At 56.8% G+C, this 16,699-nt stretch carries 19 protein-coding genes and 1 tRNA gene; 5 read left to right on the top strand and 15 right to left on the bottom strand.

From position 1 onward, the window contains the following. Positions 1 to 62: 62 nt before the first annotated feature. Entirely contained in the window at positions 63 to 470 is a 408-nt protein-coding gene (locus AAYR33_03520) for an MlaD family protein (GenBank protein XAO72001.1), read from the bottom strand. A 177-nt stretch (positions 471 to 647) separates the two neighbouring features. Between AAYR33_03520 and AAYR33_03525 the strand changes: the two genes are divergently transcribed. After that, positions 648 to 1,490, top strand: a complete 843-nt coding sequence (locus AAYR33_03525) for an undecaprenyl-diphosphate phosphatase (GenBank protein XAO72002.1) — start codon at positions 648 to 650, stop codon at positions 1,488 to 1,490. Between the two features lie 88 nt (positions 1,491 to 1,578). Then, positions 1,579 to 3,105, top strand: coding sequence for an amino acid permease (locus AAYR33_03530; GenBank protein XAO72365.1), 1,527 nt, complete (start codon positions 1,579 to 1,581; stop codon positions 3,103 to 3,105). A 27-nt stretch (positions 3,106 to 3,132) separates the two neighbouring features. Here AAYR33_03530 and AAYR33_03535 read toward each other — a convergent pair whose 3' ends face one another. The 5 genes from AAYR33_03535 to AAYR33_03555 form a co-directional block, all read right to left on the bottom strand. Beyond that, entirely contained in the window at positions 3,133 to 3,303 is a 171-nt protein-coding gene (locus AAYR33_03535) for a hypothetical protein (protein ID XAO72003.1), read from the bottom strand. A gap of 149 nt (positions 3,304 to 3,452) precedes the next feature. Next, the gene (locus tag AAYR33_03540; protein ID XAO72004.1) at positions 3,453 to 3,641 is read right to left on the bottom strand and encodes a hypothetical protein; all 189 of its coding nucleotides are present in this window, start codon (positions 3,639 to 3,641) and stop codon (positions 3,453 to 3,455) included. A gap of 169 nt (positions 3,642 to 3,810) precedes the next feature. Then, a tRNA-Val gene (locus AAYR33_03545) sits at positions 3,811 to 3,885 on the bottom strand. Between the two features lie 64 nt (positions 3,886 to 3,949). Then, entirely contained in the window at positions 3,950 to 5,836 is a 1,887-nt protein-coding gene (locus AAYR33_03550; protein XAO72005.1) for a hypothetical protein, read from the bottom strand. Positions 5,837 to 5,871: 35 nt separating this feature from the next. Next, entirely contained in the window at positions 5,872 to 6,801 is a 930-nt protein-coding gene (locus AAYR33_03555) for a mitochondrial fission ELM1 family protein (protein XAO72006.1), read from the bottom strand. A gap of 44 nt (positions 6,802 to 6,845) precedes the next feature. Here AAYR33_03555 and AAYR33_03560 point away from each other — a divergent pair, with 44 nt between their 5' ends. Then, positions 6,846 to 7,973, top strand: a complete 1,128-nt coding sequence (locus AAYR33_03560; GenBank protein ID XAO72007.1) for a DEAD/DEAH box helicase — start codon at positions 6,846 to 6,848, stop codon at positions 7,971 to 7,973. Between the two features lie 63 nt (positions 7,974 to 8,036). On the opposite strand, the gene glyA is transcribed toward AAYR33_03560, so the two are convergent. Beyond that, positions 8,037 to 9,341, bottom strand: coding sequence for a serine hydroxymethyltransferase (gene glyA / locus AAYR33_03565; GenBank protein XAO72008.1), 1,305 nt, complete (start codon positions 9,339 to 9,341; stop codon positions 8,037 to 8,039). Between the two features lie 97 nt (positions 9,342 to 9,438). Between glyA and AAYR33_03570 the strand changes: the two genes are divergently transcribed. Then, positions 9,439 to 10,929 (top strand): amino acid permease, encoded by a 1,491-nt coding sequence (locus tag AAYR33_03570; GenBank protein XAO72009.1) that lies wholly within the window; start codon positions 9,439 to 9,441, stop codon positions 10,927 to 10,929. Positions 10,930 to 10,934: 5 nt separating this feature from the next. Next, entirely contained in the window at positions 10,935 to 11,924 is a 990-nt protein-coding gene (gene hemB / locus AAYR33_03575) for a porphobilinogen synthase (protein ID XAO72010.1), read from the top strand. Here hemB and AAYR33_03580 read toward each other — a convergent pair. From AAYR33_03580 to purS, 8 genes are all read right to left on the bottom strand, one after another. Then, complete coding sequence (locus AAYR33_03580) at positions 11,864 to 12,115, bottom strand: hypothetical protein (GenBank protein XAO72011.1); 252 nt, start codon at positions 12,113 to 12,115, stop codon at positions 11,864 to 11,866. The genes hemB and AAYR33_03580 overlap by 61 nt on opposite strands. Then, complete coding sequence (locus AAYR33_03585; GenBank protein XAO72012.1) at positions 12,102 to 12,347, bottom strand: hypothetical protein; 246 nt, start codon at positions 12,345 to 12,347, stop codon at positions 12,102 to 12,104. The genes AAYR33_03580 and AAYR33_03585 overlap by 14 nt, the downstream gene beginning before the upstream one ends. A gap of 191 nt (positions 12,348 to 12,538) precedes the next feature. Next, positions 12,539 to 12,883, bottom strand: coding sequence for a Grx4 family monothiol glutaredoxin (gene grxD, locus AAYR33_03590; GenBank protein XAO72013.1), 345 nt, complete (start codon positions 12,881 to 12,883; stop codon positions 12,539 to 12,541). Between the two features lie 43 nt (positions 12,884 to 12,926). Continuing rightward, complete coding sequence (locus AAYR33_03595; protein XAO72366.1) at positions 12,927 to 13,157, bottom strand: BolA family transcriptional regulator; 231 nt, start codon at positions 13,155 to 13,157, stop codon at positions 12,927 to 12,929. A 5-nt stretch (positions 13,158 to 13,162) separates the two neighbouring features. Beyond that, a complete protein-coding gene (gene purL, locus AAYR33_03600) occupies positions 13,163 to 15,361 on the bottom strand; it encodes a phosphoribosylformylglycinamidine synthase subunit PurL (protein XAO72014.1) in 2,199 nt (732 codons plus the stop codon). Further along, positions 15,358 to 16,059 (bottom strand): phosphoribosylformylglycinamidine synthase subunit PurQ, encoded by a 702-nt coding sequence (gene purQ / locus AAYR33_03605; protein ID XAO72015.1) that lies wholly within the window; start codon positions 16,057 to 16,059, stop codon positions 15,358 to 15,360. Before purQ ends, purL begins: the two co-directional genes overlap by 4 nt. Continuing rightward, complete coding sequence (locus AAYR33_03610; GenBank protein ID XAO72016.1) at positions 16,059 to 16,457, bottom strand: Rap1a/Tai family immunity protein; 399 nt, start codon at positions 16,455 to 16,457, stop codon at positions 16,059 to 16,061. The genes purQ and AAYR33_03610 overlap by 1 nt, the downstream gene beginning before the upstream one ends. Continuing rightward, positions 16,457 to 16,699 carry a phosphoribosylformylglycinamidine synthase subunit PurS gene (gene purS / locus AAYR33_03615; protein ID XAO72017.1) on the bottom strand — a complete coding sequence of 81 codons (243 nt, stop codon included), beginning with the start codon at positions 16,697 to 16,699 and terminating at the stop codon, positions 16,457 to 16,459. Before purS ends, AAYR33_03610 begins: the two co-directional genes overlap by 1 nt.

The following is a 16,699-nucleotide window of genomic DNA, read 5'->3' on the forward strand; positions in this document are numbered from 1 at the left end:
CGGGCGTATCATACAATGCTCACATCATCCTGGAGCGCGCCGTTTGAGGCGGCTCTCAACGCTTACTGCAGATGGCCGCCAAAAATATAGTCACTCACCTGCTGTTCCAGTGATAACTGGTCCGTGGTTGACGTGATCATCTCCGCCGGATTCAACCGCGCCGACGCATGACCGGGATTGACCATCAAAGCATTATCGGACGTCATGTCCGGCGCGACGATCGCGACAGAGGCATCGACGGTCAAGGGCAGGTTCTTATCGATACTGAAAACGACCTTTGCGAGATCCGTATCCTTATCGATGGTGATCATATTGACCTGACCCACCGTGACGCCGGAGACCATCACCTCCGCACCCGGTCGCAGGCCGTTCGCGGAATTGAACAACGCAGTATATTGAAGCGTCGCGCCACTGAACACATGGCGATGTGCCCCGATATAAGCGGTAAAGCCCAAGGCGACGATCAGCACGGCGAGGCTAGCAAGGGCGGCGCCCCCCGCGGGATTTCTGAGACAATAATGACCTCATGATCAGTAAATTCATGCAATATCGGCATAAAACCCCACGTGCACGCGGTGTCAGGGTTGCCTTGATGCCTGGCTTGCGGCATTGAATTTGTGCACGCAAACATTTGTTTTGGGAAGACCATGAACGTCATCCACGCGTTAGCCTATGCTGTCCTCCAAGGTGTGACAGAACTTTTCCCCGTGAGCAGCCTGGGGCATGTGGTGGTGGTGCCCGCGCTTTTCGGATGGGGGTTTGACCGTCATGACCCCTATTTTCTGCCCTTTCTCACTTTTCTGCATTTCGGGACGCTTATTGCGCTGCTTACCGTCTTCTGGCGGGATTGGTGGTCGCTGCTTCATGGCGCTTCAGGGCGGGATGGTGCGCAGCGTCAGATTGAGACGCTGCGCATTCTCTTCCTGCTGGTGGTGGCGACGATCCCGGCCGTCATCATTGGCGGGTTCTTCGAACATTATTTCTGGCGCATCTTCGCAGATCCGCGTCTCGTCGCCCTGTTACTGATCGCAAATGGCATCCTCCTTTTAGCGATGGAGGGGCTGCGCGCCCGGCAGCGCCCGCAAAAGAGGGAGGTCATTTCAGCCCTCGGGGTGAAAGACGCGCTTTTTATCGGCGTCTGGCAGTGCCTCGCTTTGTTGCCAGGACTTTCGCGATCAGGGTCGACGATTATTGGCGGCCTTCTGCGCGGATTAAATCATGAGGTTGCAACTCGATTCTCACTTCTCATGGCACAACCCATCGTATTCGCGGCAACGATCAAGGAAGGCTTTGCGTTGCGCGACATTAAAGTAACCCATGAAATGGCCGCACTTTCGGTCATCGCGGCGGTTGCGGCAGGTATCACAGCGCTTTTAAGCACGCTTTTCCTGTTACGTTATTTCCGCAAGCACGATGTCTGGGCGCTCGCGCCTTTCGCTTATTACTGTATCATTTTTGGCAGTGTCGCCTATTTTATACTGGCACGATGACGATTTTTCCGCCATCAAAACGTTTCGGTCATATTTAAAATTTAATTTTTCTTAAGGTGCCGCCGATTCCTGCCTTTGAGTGATGAGTATGCCATCCCGCCGCAAAACACTTGTGCAGATAGAGCGTGACTTCAAGGATCAATCCCTGAAGCAGACACTCTCCGCGACACAACTGACACTTCTCGGTGTCGGTTCGACCGTGGGTGCGGGCATTTATGTCATGACCGGCATGGCGGTATCGCAATATGCCGGGCCTGCTGTGCTGATCTCCTTCATCGTCGCGGCCGTGGCGTGCCTCTTCACTGCGCTTTGTTATGGTGAGTTGGCGGCGAGTATGCCGGTTTCCGGCTCCGCCTATTCCTACGCCTATGTCTCAATGGGGGAACGTGCGGCCTGGGTCACGGGCTGGCTGCTGCTGCTTGAATATGGCATCTCCTGTATCGCCGTGGCGTCGGGTCTGTCCGGATATGCGTCCAGCCTAGCCGGGGCCTTCCACATTCATGTGCCTGCATGGTTCTACACCTCCACCCTCATTACAAATGTCACCGCGGAGGCGACGCGCATTGGTTTTGACTGGCGTATCAATGGCGTTGGCGCGCTCGCTGTGTGCCTTATCACTTTCTTCCTCGTCATCGGGGTGCAGGAGACAGCGCGGCTCAACGCCATTGTGGTGTGCATAAAAGTGGGCGTGCTCCTGCTGTTTATCGGGTTTGGCGTGTTCGCCATCTCGCCGCATAACTGGGTGCCGTTCATGCCGCATAATGAAGGCGGATTTCGCTATGGCTGGGGGGGTGTGTTCCGCGCGGCGTCGGTGATCTTTTTTGCTTATGTCGGGTTTGAGGCCGTTTCAACCGCGGCGAGCGAAGCGCGGAATCCGCGGCGCGATGTGCCTATCGGCATTATTGGCAGCCTCGCAATCTGCACCATCATCTATCTGGGTGTGGCGGTGGTTCTGCTCGGTATCGTGCCCTATCGTCAACTCGATGTGGCAGACCCGCTCGCTATTGCCGTCCCGAAGATGCACGCGCCCTTTCTGACTTTATGCGTCAATATTGGCGCCACGGTGGGGCTGTGTTCCGTCCTGCTTGGCCTGCTTTACGGGCAGTCGCGCATTCTCTATGCCATGAGCCGGGACGGGCTGATTTCGCCGTTATTCTCGCATGTTCACCCGCGTTTCCGCACACCTTGGACAGGCACGATCATCCTGGGGATATGCGTCGCCGTCGGCACGGCCACATTGCCGATTGACGTCATCAGTGAAATCGTGAGTATCGGCACGGCTCTGGCCTTCGCCATGGTGTGCTTTACGGTCATCTGGCAACGCAATCACGCGCCGGACGCACCGCGCCCGTTTGAAGTGCCGCTCGGAGGGGTGGTGATACGCGGTTATTGGCTGGGCGTGACACCCATGCTCGGGATCGCGCTGTCCGGCGTGATGATGGTCCCGCTGGTGGTGGATGTTGCGAGGGACGCGCTTGTCGGTAATCCGCTTCCCGTTATTCTGCTTCTCGCTTATGCCATGCTCGGCGCTTTGATCTACATGGTTTATTCCCGCCAGCATTCCCGTTTCCATCCCACGACAGTGAATGCCAAAGCAGACGGAGATGAGGCGTAGAACCAGCTTGTTTCAGGTGCAAGGGCGTCACCTTGGCTGACAGATTCCGGTCTTGCGAATGACGTCGATGGCAGCCGGGTCACCATTGAGGGCTCTTTTGATCATCAGGCTACATGCTTTGCGGGGCTGATCCAGGTAGCTGGAAGCCGCATTGCCCGCATTTGCGTAATCCAGTCCAGCATCGACGAGCTTATTCATGATCGACTGATACAGAATCCCGTGTGCATTTTCAGGCGTGTCTTTGAGGATGAGGTCGAAATAGGGCTTCGCGTTTATTTTACGCAGCGTGCAATTCAGGATTTTAACGTGATCGGCCGGATAAATCCCGCCCCCGCGTCCGCCGTAAGTCAGGGGGGGGTGCCGTCCGGCTTGCCCTCATAAGCGTGGATCAATTCCAGCACTGTGCCTTTCTTCCCGTCGAAATCGTTGCCCGGGATGGTTTTGATGACGACTCCCCGGCACTCATCTGCCAAGGCGTTGTTGGCGGTGAGGGACATGGCGATGGTGACGCAAAATAATTTGAGAGATAGTCTCATGACATGGATTTCCCGATCACACTTGGCGAAGGGGAAAGCATCTCAGCCTTACAAATCAGTTTCCATTAAAAACTTTTACGGGCAGGTGCCTGTCTAACCATGATGCAAGCGTGACCCGCGCGCGGGACGCCATTCCGGCTTAATGCAAAGATTAGGAGATCAATCGAACTGGTGGGTGCGACAGGGATTGAACCTGTGACCCCTGCCGTGTGAAGGCAGTGCTCTACCGCTGAGCTACGCACCCCAATTGCGATGCCGGGATCACTATCAAACTCGGCACCGTGTGACAAGCCACTTACGGGAAAATCTCAGAACCCGAACATGTGATCAAGCGAAAAACCGGCTTTCCCATTCATCTGGCCGTGATAGCCAAACAGGCGGCATGTCATGTCGCGGATGAGGACATAGCCCCCCTCCCCGGCTTTCTCGATCAATTCCGAACCGAATATTTCATCCGGCCAGATAATCGTTGAGCCCGATGGCGCGACATGGATCGTCTCCTGCGCGATTTTCGCGCCGTCCCGCGCCACGAGATGCAGGATCGTTTGGGAGGGCGCCGTCTCTTCAAGGGATGTCGGGTAAATGAGGTGACTGAAGCTCCGCATCCCCGCCTGACTTAATTTGAAGAAGAGTCGTGTCGTCAAACCCGGTGGCGGCCCGGTATAGGATTGCGGCTCATTACGCCACGTCATGAGTGTATTGAAGATGTGTGCGCCGAAGCTTGTTTCCGCCGCATGTCCATTGGCGCGGTCACGATAGCGCAACATGGCGTGGAGCCAGCCATCCGCCTCGCCACCATCATGAAAATCATAAACCAGCTCCCCATGCCCCTCATGCGGCATGAGATCATGCATCGCGAAAGCCGCCGCGTGATGACGTGGGAGATTCCCCAGAAATTCTTGCCGGACCTGCCTTCCCTGTCGATCAAACAAATCCACCCGCACGGGCAGATGTGTCACTTGTTCCGACATGGGGTTAGGCTGGAGGAAGGTCGTGTATCTCGCAGGGTCCAGCACGGGGAACGGCAAGATAAATCCGCGCCCCATCCATAAAGGCATTTTCGCAATTGTGTGGTCGGGCTTGAGGTCCTGTCGCTCAATATTGAGGTGCGCGATGCGCGTCAGGCCGCGTTGCACAATTTCATATCGCGGCCGCACGATATGATTGCCCGCGCGCAACTCGAGCTGTGCGGGCCATTTGGCGCCCGGCATGAGCTCCCCCACATCCAGCCGATATGTCCCGAAAGCCGGGATTTCGACGGCGACAGGGTATTCCCGCTTATCACCCATGCGGTTTAACGTGATCTCACCCGGACTGATGGGAGAGGCATGACTGTTCTGGATCCAGAGAATGATCTGCTCATCATCATCCGGCGCAGGTAAGGTTGCGAAGCGAGGTGACGGCCACGCATTAGCGTCATGTGTGACGGAGAGACTCGCATCACGCCCCCGTCCGTAAATGTCGAGTGCGTATTTTACGGTGTCATGCCCCCGCGCGCCCAGAACATGCAGAAATAACTGGCCGCAGAAAGCCGGGAGCGCGAAGCGTTTTCTGACCTCTTGGCTGTCAATAATAATACCCGCGCCAGGGGAGGTGATATGCTCTTCCCATTCGGCAATGACACGCCCAACCCCGTCATAAAGCCGAAACCAATATCGCACATTTGTCGCGCCGTAATGGCTCCAGTAATTTGCGGCGACAAGACGCGTGGACAGTTGATCATCATCGCGAAAGAAAGCGAAATTTGTCGCGAAATTGAGTTTATCGAGATAATTCCGCTTATTGCTGAGCATGGCCTCCGGCAAACGGGCCCCACCGAGCGTGATGATCTGCTGATCTTCCCGTGTCACGCGGGAGAGGCGAGACCGCGTTTTCGCGTCATCAAACGAGAGGGCGAGAATGTGGGTGGCGTCACTCTGCGCAATTTTGATCAGAGGCTGCATAACGCCGCCTCTGCCATCATCCCTCCCGACTTCTTCAGACTGATGAGTGAAGAGACCGCAATCCGGCTGAAGGGTCGGGTAGAGCGCGAAGAAATTGGAAACCTCATGATCAGGGTCATAAACTGCGAGGCGCGCCTCGCTGCCGAGATCAGAAGCTAAGTTTTGGATAAGGGACGCGGCAAGAGGATGGGCGATGGCCTTATAAAAGACATTACCACCGCGCTGAGGCGTGAAGGTGCTGATCTTGAGCATATCATCCTCAAATCCGTGTCAAACCGGCGGGGAAGCTAGCCCAGCAGGCGCTTTCTTACTTCTTCGACCGCAATTTCCGTGTCGTCAAGCGGGGAAACGCCCCAGGGGTGCCAATCCGGCATAAAGGGTCGGACGCGATCCAAAGCCGTCAGGCCTTGCACAAAAGCCGAAATCCGACGGGACCGTCCGGGCAGGGGGATGATCTGCACGGGCGCCTTCGTGGCCAACGCTTCCGAAATCATGGACACGCTATCCGTCGTGACCGCGATCATATCCGCCGATGCCAACATGCCGAGATAAGGGTTATCGCCCTCGCCACGCCAGATATGGGCGTCAAGACCCTCAAGTTCTTTCTCTAAAGCGGCAAGAGCCTGCCTGTCGGTGCGGCGTGATGGCGTGATGGCGAGCGCGATATTCTGTTGCCGCACCATCTGTGCCAGGCTTTGGCCGATCAGGCGGCCGTCTTCATGCCCGAGACGGAAGCGCCCGTTTGACCCGCCAAGCATGACGCAGAGGAGGGGGCGGCCCGCCCGCTGCAAACGTACCGCCCATGCAGCCCGCGCCGAGGCGAGGCGGTCGGACGTGACATTGTGCAGGGCGGTGCGGATGGAGATGACATTGGGCCCTGAAATGTTGTCGTGATGATTGGCGATAATGAGGTCAAACTGACTGAAGCCCATGCGCGGATTTTGCACCTGGACGAGTTTCAGTCCCGTCTTCCGGCGAAGGGCCGCGCCCACCGCGCCGCCGCGCCCTCCGACACTGAGGAGCCATTGCGTCTCCGGTGCAAGTTGGATCGGCGCGGCCGCTTTAAGAGGGTCGGGGCAAAAGCGCGTTGGCAGGTGACGCCACATACCTTCAAGCCGGACTGTTTGGAAACATGGTTCAACATCCAGCCGGTGCAGCAGGCCTTCAGCCTGCGCACGCATCCCGGCAAAATTTTCACTTATAACCGCGACTGACATGTTCGCTCTTTGCGCCAGACGCTCATTTTTGGCAAGAAGTGAATATGACGCCCGACACAAACATTGCAGATTTCCGTTTCGATGCCCGACTTTGCGCCGTCATGGCGCGTGAGGGTGTTGTGCATCCGAATGAGGTGCAGGTCAAAGCATGGCCGCATTTCCTCTCCGGGCGGGATGTTATTCTGACGGCCCAGACAGGCTCGGGGAAGACCATCACCTATCTCGCCGCCTTATTACAAAGGCTCGTGACGCAAACCGCTGCCACCCCCTCCCCGGCACCTCAAGCGCTAATCCTGTCCCCGACAAGGGAGCTGGCGATGCAGATTGCCGGCATTTTGCGCAATCTGGCCCGCCCTTTCGGGATCTCATCGGTCATCGTGATGGGAGGTGACGACCGCGCGCGACAGATCAGGAAGTTGGAAGGCGGGGCGCAGATCATGGTCGCCACACCGGGGAGGCTGCGCGACCTGCTGCATGATGGCGTTGTCACTTTGTCTCAGATCAGGACGCTGATTATTGATGAGGTCGATCGCCTTCTGGATGAGGGTTTCGCCGCGGATGTGTTGGAAATCGCGTCAAGCTGTGCCGATGAGGCGCAACTTATCATGTGTTCAGCAACGTTACCGGCGGCGCTCAAAGATCTGACACAACAAATACGCCTGAAAGGCTTCATACGGGTCGAGGTCAAGCCTGAAGCCGCCATGCCGCGTCAGATGCACCATCAACTCGCCTTTATCAGCGGTCAGGCAAAGTGCGATCTGCTTCTGGCAAGTCTCATAGCGCGCCGCGGGAGGTCCATCATCTTTGTCAATGTGAAGGCCGAGATCGATGCGGTGACGCGCTTTTTGCGTCAGGCGAGCCTCATGGCCGACATTCTGCACGGGGATATGCGCCAGGCGGCGCGCACAAAAGCATTACGACATTTCAGTGAGGGGCGTGATCATATTCTCGTCACAACTGATGTCGCGGCGCGCGGACTGGATATTGATGATGTCGGGCTCGTGGTGAATTACGATTTTCCACCTAATGTCGAAAGTTACATCCACCGCGCGGGTCGCACGGCCCGGGCCGGGTCGCGCGGTCTCGCCGTCAGTTTCTGCGGGCCGGAAAAGCGGCACCTTGTGCGCGAGGTGGAAAAAGCAACGAAAATCCGGCTCAAAGTCATCGCCTGAAAAAGTGTGATCTCGACGTGACCCCAGGTCGGGCGGGCCAGGCACGCCGCCCGGATGCGCGCCTCAGGCAGAGGGATAAGCGCCCTTATAGATCGGGAAACGACGGCAGAGCGCCTTGACCTCCTCATGCACGCGGGATTCAAGGGTATCCTGCGATGCACTGCCATGTGCGGAGAGCACTTCATCAATCATACGTCCGATGTCTCGGAATTCCGCAACGCCAAACCCGCGTGAGGTTGCGGCCGGGCTGCCCAGGCGAATGCCGGAAGTGACAAAGGGTTTTTCAGGGTCAAAAGGCACGACGTTTTTATTGGCCGTCATGCCTGCCCTCTCTAAAGCAGATTCCGCCACTTTGCCGGTGACTTTCTTCGGGCGTAGATCCACGAGGGCGAGGTGACAATCCGTGCCACCTGTCACAATATCAAAACCGCGTTTTTTCAGCTCATCCGCGAGCGCCTGCGCATTGGCCAGAACCGCCTGCTGATAAGACTTGAAGGCGGGTTGAAACGCCTCACCAAATGCGACGGCCTTGGCGGCGATGACATGCATCAGCGGACCACCCTGAAGCCCGGGAAACACAGCGGAATTGATTTTTTTGGCGAGTTCCTCGTCATTTGTCAGCACGACACCGCCGCGCGGGCCGCGCAATGTTTTGTGTGTTGTGCTGGTCACGATGTGCGCATGGGGCACCGGATTGGGGAAGAGCCCAGCCGCGACCAGCCCTGCAAAATGTGCCATATCGACTATGAGGTAGGCGCCGACCTCATCCACGATCTGACGGAAATGCGCGAAGTCAATGACCCGCGGATAGGCGGAGCCCCCGGCAATGATAATTTTGGGCTTATGCTTGTGCGCGAGACGCGTCACCTTCTCCATATCAATCCGCCCATCTTCAGCCCGCACGCCATATTGCACGGGCTTGAACCATTTGCCTGAATAATTCGGTGCGGCGCCATGCGTCAGATGCCCCCCGGTGGCCAGGCTCATCCCCATGATGGTGTCACCGGGTGCGGCCATGGCCATGAAGGCGGCCATATTGGCATTAGCGCCGGAATGTGGCTGCACATTGGCAAATTTCGCACCGAAGATCCGGGTCAGCCGGTCAATCGCGAGTGTCTCGACCTTATCAACTTCGACGCAGCCACCATAATAGCGTTTTCCCGACAAACCTTCTGCATACTTATTGGTGAGGACGGAGCCCTGACTCTCCAGCACGGCGAGGGAGACAATGTTTTCCGAAGCGATCAGTTCAATCCCGTCCTGCTGACGCACAAGCTCCTGATGGAGGATATCCGCGACTTCTCTGTCGGATTGGGCAAGATTGCCTAAATAAAATTTTGAAAGATCAGGATGCGCGGCGGAACACATAAGAATTTTCCCTCATCAGAGCGCTTGAAAATGATGGCGTTATGGACTTTGACTTCATATCCCATATTATGAGTCATCGCCATCCTGACGAGACGGGATGGCGTTCGTTAAGGATAGTTTTATGCCCGTTAAGGCGAAATCGTTACTGCGCCGTAAATCGATCGACCAGGATATCTACGATTCGCGTCACTCTGCAATGCATCGCGTCATCGGCCCGTCCGGCCTGATCGCGCTGGGTGTGGGCACGATTGTGGGCGCTGGTCTCTTTTCCCTGACAGGTGTCGCAGCGGGACAACATGCGGGCCCTGCCGTGGTTCTCTCATTTCTGATCGCGTCCTTCGCCTGCGCGCTGGTCGGGTTATGTTATGCGGAATTGGCGAGCATGATCCCGAGTGCGGGTTCAGCCTATTCCTATACGTACGCGACCCTCGGTGAGCTGATTGCGTGGATTATCGGCTGGGATCTGATCCTGGAATATACAGTCGGCGGCGCGACCGTGTCCGTCAGTTGGTCGAGTTATTTTGCCTCGCTCGTGCATCAATGGGGCATCTCCATTGACCCGCGCCTTCTGACCTCGCCTTTTCTGATGACAAAACTGGCGGACGGGACATCTGTCCATGGTTGGGTCAACCTGCCCGCGATCATTGCCCTCACCCTCATCAGCCTCCTTCTTGTCCGCGGTATATCGGGCTCGCTGCTTTTCAATAATTTTGTCGTGTTTCTTAAAATCGGCGTGATTGTTTTGCTCGTCATTTTCTGTGCCCCGCACGTCAATTTTGCGAACTTCCGTCCCTTCCTGCCTGAAAATGACGGTCACTTCGGGAATTTTGGTTTCTCGGGCGTGTTGCAGGCCTCCGGGATGATGTTCTTCGCTTATCTCGGCTTCGACATCATCGCCACGACCGCGCAGGAAACACGCGATCCTGAAAAAACCATGCCGATCGGGATTCTCGGCAGTTTGATTGTCTGCACGATCCTCTTTGTTGTTTTCGCCTTTGTGCTTACAGGGGTCATTAATTACAAATTATTGGCCGGTGATGCCAGCCCGGTAGCGACCGCGATCGACGTCACCCATCTCGACTGGTTGCAGACTGTCGTGAAAATCAGCCTCCTCTTCGGTTACGCGGCAACGCTGATCGGCGTCATGCTCGGCCAGGCCCGCGTCTTTTATGCGATGAGTCGTGATGGGCTTCTGCCAAAAGAGGTCGGGTATGTCAGTCCCAAAACAGGCGCGCCCGTCATGGGGCATGTCATTACATGGCTGCTGGCGGCGTTTCTTGCCGCGCTCTTCCCCATTTGGGTGCTTGGGGTGATGGTGTCGATTGGCACGCTTTTTGCGTTTGTTCTGGTCTGTGCCGGTGTGATCTATCTGCGTATCCATGAGCCCCATCGCCCCCGGGCCTTCACCGTGCCGGGCAGGCTTACTGTGCCGATACTGGGTATAATCGTCTGTGTCGGTATGATCGTCACGCTTGACATCATGACCTGGCTTCGTCTGGCAGTATGGCTTGCACTCGGTATACTCGTCTATGTTCTCTATGGTCGACGGCATAGCCGTCTGGCCAATGCGCGCCTCCGGGAGGATTAAACGCGATGGCTTTCCCCGCGACCCGGATGCGACGGAACCGCGTCGATGATTTTACGCGACGCCTTGTGCGCGAGACATGTTTGACGGTGGATCATCTGATCTGGCCGATCTTCGTCTGTGACGGGCAAAATCAGCATTTCGCCATCAAGGCGATGCCCGGTGTCACGCGCGTCAGTGTGGATCGCCTGAAGGGACATCTTGCTGAAGCGGTCGAATTGGGCATCCCGGCGATCGCAATTTTCCCCGTGACGCCGGATCATCTGCGTGATGAGTCGGGTCGTGAGGCTCTGAATCCGGAAAGTCTGATCTGCCGCGCCGCGCGAGAAATCAAGAAACATTACCCGCAGCTCGGCATAATCGGTGACGTCGCGCTCGACCCTTATACAGATCACGGCCATGACGGCCTTATATCCGGTGATGAGATCGTGAATGACGCGACGCTTAAGGTTCTGGCGCGGCAGGCTGTCAATCAGGCCCGGGCTGGCATCGACATCATCGCGCCGTCAGACATGATGGATGGACGGGTGGGAACGATCCGGCGCGCCCTTGATCAAGAGGGTTTTCAAAACACCCGCATTATGTCCTACGCCGCAAAATATGCCAGCGCCTTTTACGGTCCGTTCCGGGAAGCGGTGCAATCCGGCGGCCGTCTGAAAGAGGATAAGAAGACCTATCAGATGGACCCGTCCAATACGGACGAAGCCTTGAGGGAGGTTGCTCTCGACTTTGAAGAAGGCGCGGATATGGTGATGGTTAAACCCGGTATGCCGTATCTCGATATTATCCATCGTGTCCGCACCGCATTCAAAGTGCCGCTTTTCGCCTATCAGGTCTCAGGCGAGTACGCGATGCTGGCAAATGCCTTCGAAGCTGGTCTGCTGGATCGGGAAAAAACAATCCTGGAAAGTCTGATCGCTTTTCGTCGCGCGGGGTGTCACGGCGTGCTGACATACTTCGCGGTTGAAGCAGCGCGGATTTTGCAGCAGCAAAAGTAACGTTGCACCGAGCGCTGCGTGGTGCTGATGCCTACCGGCGTGGCCTCGCGGCGGAAAATCGCGTCGCACGCCTGTTTTAAGAAGAAGACTGCGATATTCTTGCACGGCGTCAACGCACACCATTTGGTGAAATTGACCTGATTGTCGCCGATCCGCAACACCTCGTTTTCGTCGAGATCAAAGCGCGTCACCGCCTGACTGACGCTGCACAGAGCCTCTCAACCCGCCAGGCACAACGCATCCTCCAGGCCGCGACATTCTGCCTCGAAACGCAACCATTTTGCGGCCGTAACCACGCTTGCGATGCCGCGTCGTGTGCACGACAGGACGTGGGGGGGCGGTGAGCGTCGCAAGTGTCAGGCGACTGGCTTCAACGTTTGAGATCGTCCAGCCGGAAGCTTTTGACGTCGAAGGGGAAAGCACAAGCCCAACAGCAAAAAATCCCGTCGATAAGATTGAAGCGAAACGTCGCATGTCTTTCCCCATCCGATGAAACTGGAAGCTTTACGCTAAACCACGGCATTAAGTTCAGTTTTGCAAGTAAAAACCTGCTTCATCTAAGGATTTTTCTTGATCGCGCGGCGGCGCGCCCGGTTAGAAGCTGGGGCACGCCATCACGGATGATCAGGCCTTCGCGCGCTCGATTTTTTCTCATCCAGCAGGGAGTCAAGCTCACCATTTTGATACATATCGACGACGATGTCGCATCCGCCAACAAACTCGCCCTTAATGTAAAGTTGCGGAATTGTCGGCCATTGGGAAAAGGCTTTAATGCCTTCACGGATTTCAGCATCCTCAAGGACGTTGACCGTCTGATATTCAACACCCATACGATTTAATACTTGCACAACGCGCGCAGAAAACCCGCATTGAGGAAATAATTTCTCCCCTTTCATGAATAATATGACGGGATGCGTGTCGATTTCGCGCTGGATGCGCTGAAAAATGTCCTGAGACATAGCGGATTTCTCCTTAAATAAGGGTCTTGCGCGACGACGCGCGTCAAGGCGTTTCAGTTTTGAGTGCAAGTGCGTGGAGGGTTGACCTCATTTTCCCGCCGAGAGCCTCGTAGACAAGTTGGTGCTGTCTCACGCGATTCAAGCCCTCGAACGCTTTACTGACAACGCGACAGGCATAATGGTCGCCATCCCCGGCGAGATCGGTGATTTCCACCACCGCATCGGGGAGCGCTTCCAGGATATGCGCGCGGATTTCTTCCTCCTGCATGGCCATCTGCGTCATTGCTCCATCAAATTGGGGAAGAACGCGGCGTTGACTTCCCTCAGGCGATCAGCTGAAAGCGAGATGCCTTCAGCCAGGGTGAGATGCGTGCCGCCACTGCGCCCAAGGCGGCGCACGGGGACATGGGCGGCTTCAGCGCGGGCGATAAACGCGACCGCATCAGGGGCCGCAACGACATAGGCGGCTTGATCCTCCCCGAAATAGAAAGCGTGCGGTGCCATATTCGATGGCGGATGCTCCACGACGCAACCGACGCCGCTCGCCATCACCATTTCCGCCAGTGCAATCAGAAGGCCACCATCTGAGACATCGTGGCAAGCAGAAATTTCCCCAGATAAAATCCTTTCACGGACGAAATCACCATTGCGACGCTCTGCCACGAGGTCAATAACCGGAGGCGCGCCGTCCTCTCGCCCACATATCTCCCGCAACCAGAGTGACTGACCGAGATCGCCCCGGCTTTCACCGACAAGGACAAGCTCCGCTTCATCGGGCATCGCGTAACCGACGGACCGGTCAATATCTGCAATGACGCCAATCGCCCCGATCGCCGGTGTTGGCAGGATTGGCACGCGCAGCCCACTCGGGTGCGTCGTCTGGTTATAAAGCGACACATTACCACTGACGACGGGGAAATCAAGCGCGGTGCAGGCTTCCTTGATACCGGCAACGGCATCGGCAAATTGCCCCATGATTTCCGGCACTTCAGGATTGCCGAAATTGAGATTATCCGTCACCGCGAGGGGTTGCGCCCCGGTTGCAGTGATGTTGCGCCACGCTTCAACCACGGCCTGTGCGCCGCCCGTTTTGGCATCGGCCTGGCAGTAACGCGGCGTGCAATCCATCGTCATGGCAAGTCCTTTGGACGTGCCTTCAATTCGGATTACCGCGGCATCGGCCGTGCCGGGGCGTCGCTTTGTCTGGCCGCCAACGCCGCTATCATATTGATTCCAGATCCAGGCGCGGGAGGCCAGGTCCGGGCAGGCCAGAAGATGCAGCAGGGCGTGCTCCACCCCTTCCGGGTCTCTCACCCCGCCGAGACGTGCTGGCGGTTTGCCGCTGATGAGGGGACGATGATAAAGAGGTGCTTCATCCGCAAGGGGCGCCAGCGGGATATCCGCCTCGACCTGTCCCTTATGCCGGATGGTGATGCGTCCCGTATCTGTCAGCACACCGATAATTGAAAAATCGAGCTCCCATTTTTCAAAAATCGCGCGGGCAACGTCCGTCCGCTCCGGCTTGAGGACCATCAACATGCGCTCCTGACTTTCGGAGAGCATCATTTCATAGGCGGTCATTCCGGTCTTGCGTTGCGGCACCTGGTCGAGATCCAGCTCAATCCCGACACGTCCCTTCCCCGCCATTTCAACGGCGGAAGATGTCAGCCCTGCAGCCCCCATATCCTGGATGGCCACGATGGCGTCTGTTGCCATGAGTTCGAGACAGGCTTCAATCAGCAGCTTCTCGGTAAAAGGATCCCCAACCTGCACCGTGGCCCGCTTTTTGAGAACGTGCTCATCAAATTCGGCTGACGACATGGTCGCGCCATGGATGCCGTCTCGCCCCGTTTTGGAGCCGACATAAACGACCGGGTTCCCGACCCCGGCTGCCGCGGAAAGGAAGATCCGATCCTGCGCCGCGATGCCTACTGTCATCGCATTGACGAGCGGATTACTGTTGTAGGAAGGATGGAAATTGACTTCCCCGCCCACCGTTGCGACACCGACGCAATTTCCGTAACCCCCGATACCGCGCACGACACCATCAATGACATGGCGTGTAACGGGCAGGGATGGATCACCGAAGCGCAAGGCGTTGAGATTGGCGACCGGGCGCGCACCCATCGTGAAAACGTCGCGCAATATGCCGCCGACCCCGGTGGCCGCACCTTGATAAGGTTCTATGAATGAGGGGTGGTTGTGGCTTTCCATTTTGAAAACCGCTGCCAGCCCGTCCCCGATATCCACGACACCCGCATTTTCCCCTGGGCCGTGAATGACCCAGGGCGCTTTTGTTGGCAATGTTTTCAGGTGGGCGAGAGACGACTTATAGGAGCAATGCTCTGACCACATGACGGAAAAAATGCCGAGTTCGGTCAGGCTGGGCATCCGCCCCATAATATCGAGGAGTTTTTGATATTCGACATCTGTCAGGCCGAAACGCTGCGCGAGTGCAGCGTCAACGTTAGCGGTCATTTAACCAAGCTTTCAACGAGACTGGTAAAAAGCGGAACCCCATCTGTCGGGCCAAGCTGCGGGTCAACCATATTTTCCGGGTGCGGCATTAATCCGCAGACCCGGCTATTCTCACTTAAAATCCCCGCAATCGCGCGTGTACTGCCATTCGGGTTCGCGATGAGGCACGTCTCATCAAGGGTGCCATCTGCCTTTGCGTATCGGAACGCGACCCGCCCCTCGCCTTCAAGCGCGTCAAGCTCGGAGGGTGACGCGGTGTAATTGCCATCCCCATGCGCAAGCGGGGCGCGGAAAACATCGCCGCTTCTCCATCCTGCGGTGAAAGCTGACTGGTTATTTTCAACGCGAAGATAGGCATCCTGCGAGAGGAAGCGCATTCCGGCATTGCGCAGCAGCGCACCGGGTAGGATATGCGCCTCCGTCAGAATCTGGAAACCATTGCACACGCCAAGCACGTACCCGCCCCGTGACGCGAAGTCCCGCACCTCACGCATGATAGGTGCATGGGCCCCCATCGCGCCGGAGCGAAGATAATCCCCGAAGCTGAAACCACCGGGGATGACGATGAAGTCCAGAGAGGGCAGCACGTTGTCACGATGCCACAAAATCTGCGGCGCCTGTCCCGAGACGATTTGCAGCGCCTGGGCCATGTCCCGCTCCCGGTTCGTGCCGGGAAAAAGAACAATACCTGCCTTCATTACGGCGTTGCCCCGTTACGGGCGTCATTGCAGGGATAGGCACCATGCAGAGCCGCGACGACCGTCTTGCCCACTGGGCCGGATAGGTCGGATTTCTGACGTTGCTGATTCAAAATCCAGCGAACGACCTTGCTGCGCATCGCGCTCGTTTTTTCATCGAAAGGGATGCAGAAAGCGGCTTCACCCTCACCTGTTCTGTTGATTGAACTGAGATAGGTCAGCGCGCCGCCATCCGCGACACCGGCGAGATAAGCGTCGCACAGGGCGCTCTTGCCCGAATCATTACAGATGCGGAGAAATCCCCCGACGCTCATTTTTGAGAGTCGGTGCTCAGAAGCGAAGGCCGGATGGGCGGCGAAACACCCTATGGCGAAAAAGGTCAACAGTGCTTTGCGCATTATTTCACAACCTCCACCGTGTAATCCTCAATGACGAGATTGGCGAGCAACGCCTCCGCCATTTTCCGACCCTGATCGGCTGCGGATTTCGTGTCATGGCAATCCACGTCCAGCAAAATCGTCTTACCAACACGCACGTCGCTTACATTTTTGAAGTCAAGCGTCTCGAGGGCGTGACCAATCGCTTTACCCTGAGGGTCGAGGACGCCTTCCCGTAACACAACATCTACGCGGATTTTCAT

This window comes from Acetobacteraceae bacterium (genome assembly GCA_039613835.1).
Classification (GTDB): Bacteria; Pseudomonadota; Alphaproteobacteria; order Acetobacterales; family Acetobacteraceae; genus Sorlinia.

Bases quoted from the DNA above. Each gene is read 5' to 3' on its own strand.
- AAYR33_03595 (XAO72366.1), bottom strand. From the start codon at position 13,157: ATGGCCATGCAGGAGGAAGAAATCCGCGCGCATATCCTGGAAGCGCTC.
- AAYR33_03570 (XAO72009.1), top strand. From the start codon at position 9,439: ATGGCGTTCGTTAAGGATAGTTTTATGCCCGTTAAGGCGAAATCGTTA.
- purS (XAO72017.1), bottom strand. From the start codon at position 16,699: ATGAAAATCCGCGTAGATGTTGTGTTACGGGAAGGCGTCCTCGACCCT.
- purQ (XAO72015.1), bottom strand. From the start codon at position 16,059: ATGAAGGCAGGTATTGTTCTTTTTCCCGGCACGAACCGGGAGCGGGAC.
- AAYR33_03525 (XAO72002.1), top strand. From the start codon at position 648: ATGAACGTCATCCACGCGTTAGCCTATGCTGTCCTCCAAGGTGTGACA.
- AAYR33_03540 (XAO72004.1), bottom strand. From the start codon at position 3,641: ATGAGACTATCTCTCAAATTATTTTGCGTCACCATCGCCATGTCCCTC.
- hemB (XAO72010.1), top strand. From the start codon at position 10,935: ATGGCTTTCCCCGCGACCCGGATGCGACGGAACCGCGTCGATGATTTT.
- AAYR33_03555 (XAO72006.1), bottom strand. From the start codon at position 6,801: ATGTCAGTCGCGGTTATAAGTGAAAATTTTGCCGGGATGCGTGCGCAG.
- AAYR33_03560 (XAO72007.1), top strand. From the start codon at position 6,846: ATGACGCCCGACACAAACATTGCAGATTTCCGTTTCGATGCCCGACTT.
- AAYR33_03535 (XAO72003.1), bottom strand. From the start codon at position 3,303: ATGAATAAGCTCGTCGATGCTGGACTGGATTACGCAAATGCGGGCAAT.
- AAYR33_03530 (XAO72365.1), top strand. From the start codon at position 1,579: ATGCCATCCCGCCGCAAAACACTTGTGCAGATAGAGCGTGACTTCAAG.
- AAYR33_03550 (XAO72005.1), bottom strand. From the start codon at position 5,836: ATGCTCAAGATCAGCACCTTCACGCCTCAGCGCGGTGGTAATGTCTTT.
- purL (XAO72014.1), bottom strand. From the start codon at position 15,361: ATGACCGCTAACGTTGACGCTGCACTCGCGCAGCGTTTCGGCCTGACA.
- glyA (XAO72008.1), bottom strand. From the start codon at position 9,341: ATGTGTTCCGCCGCGCATCCTGATCTTTCAAAATTTTATTTAGGCAAT.
- grxD (XAO72013.1), bottom strand. From the start codon at position 12,883: ATGTCTCAGGACATTTTTCAGCGCATCCAGCGCGAAATCGACACGCAT.
- AAYR33_03610 (XAO72016.1), bottom strand. From the start codon at position 16,457: ATGCGCAAAGCACTGTTGACCTTTTTCGCCATAGGGTGTTTCGCCGCC.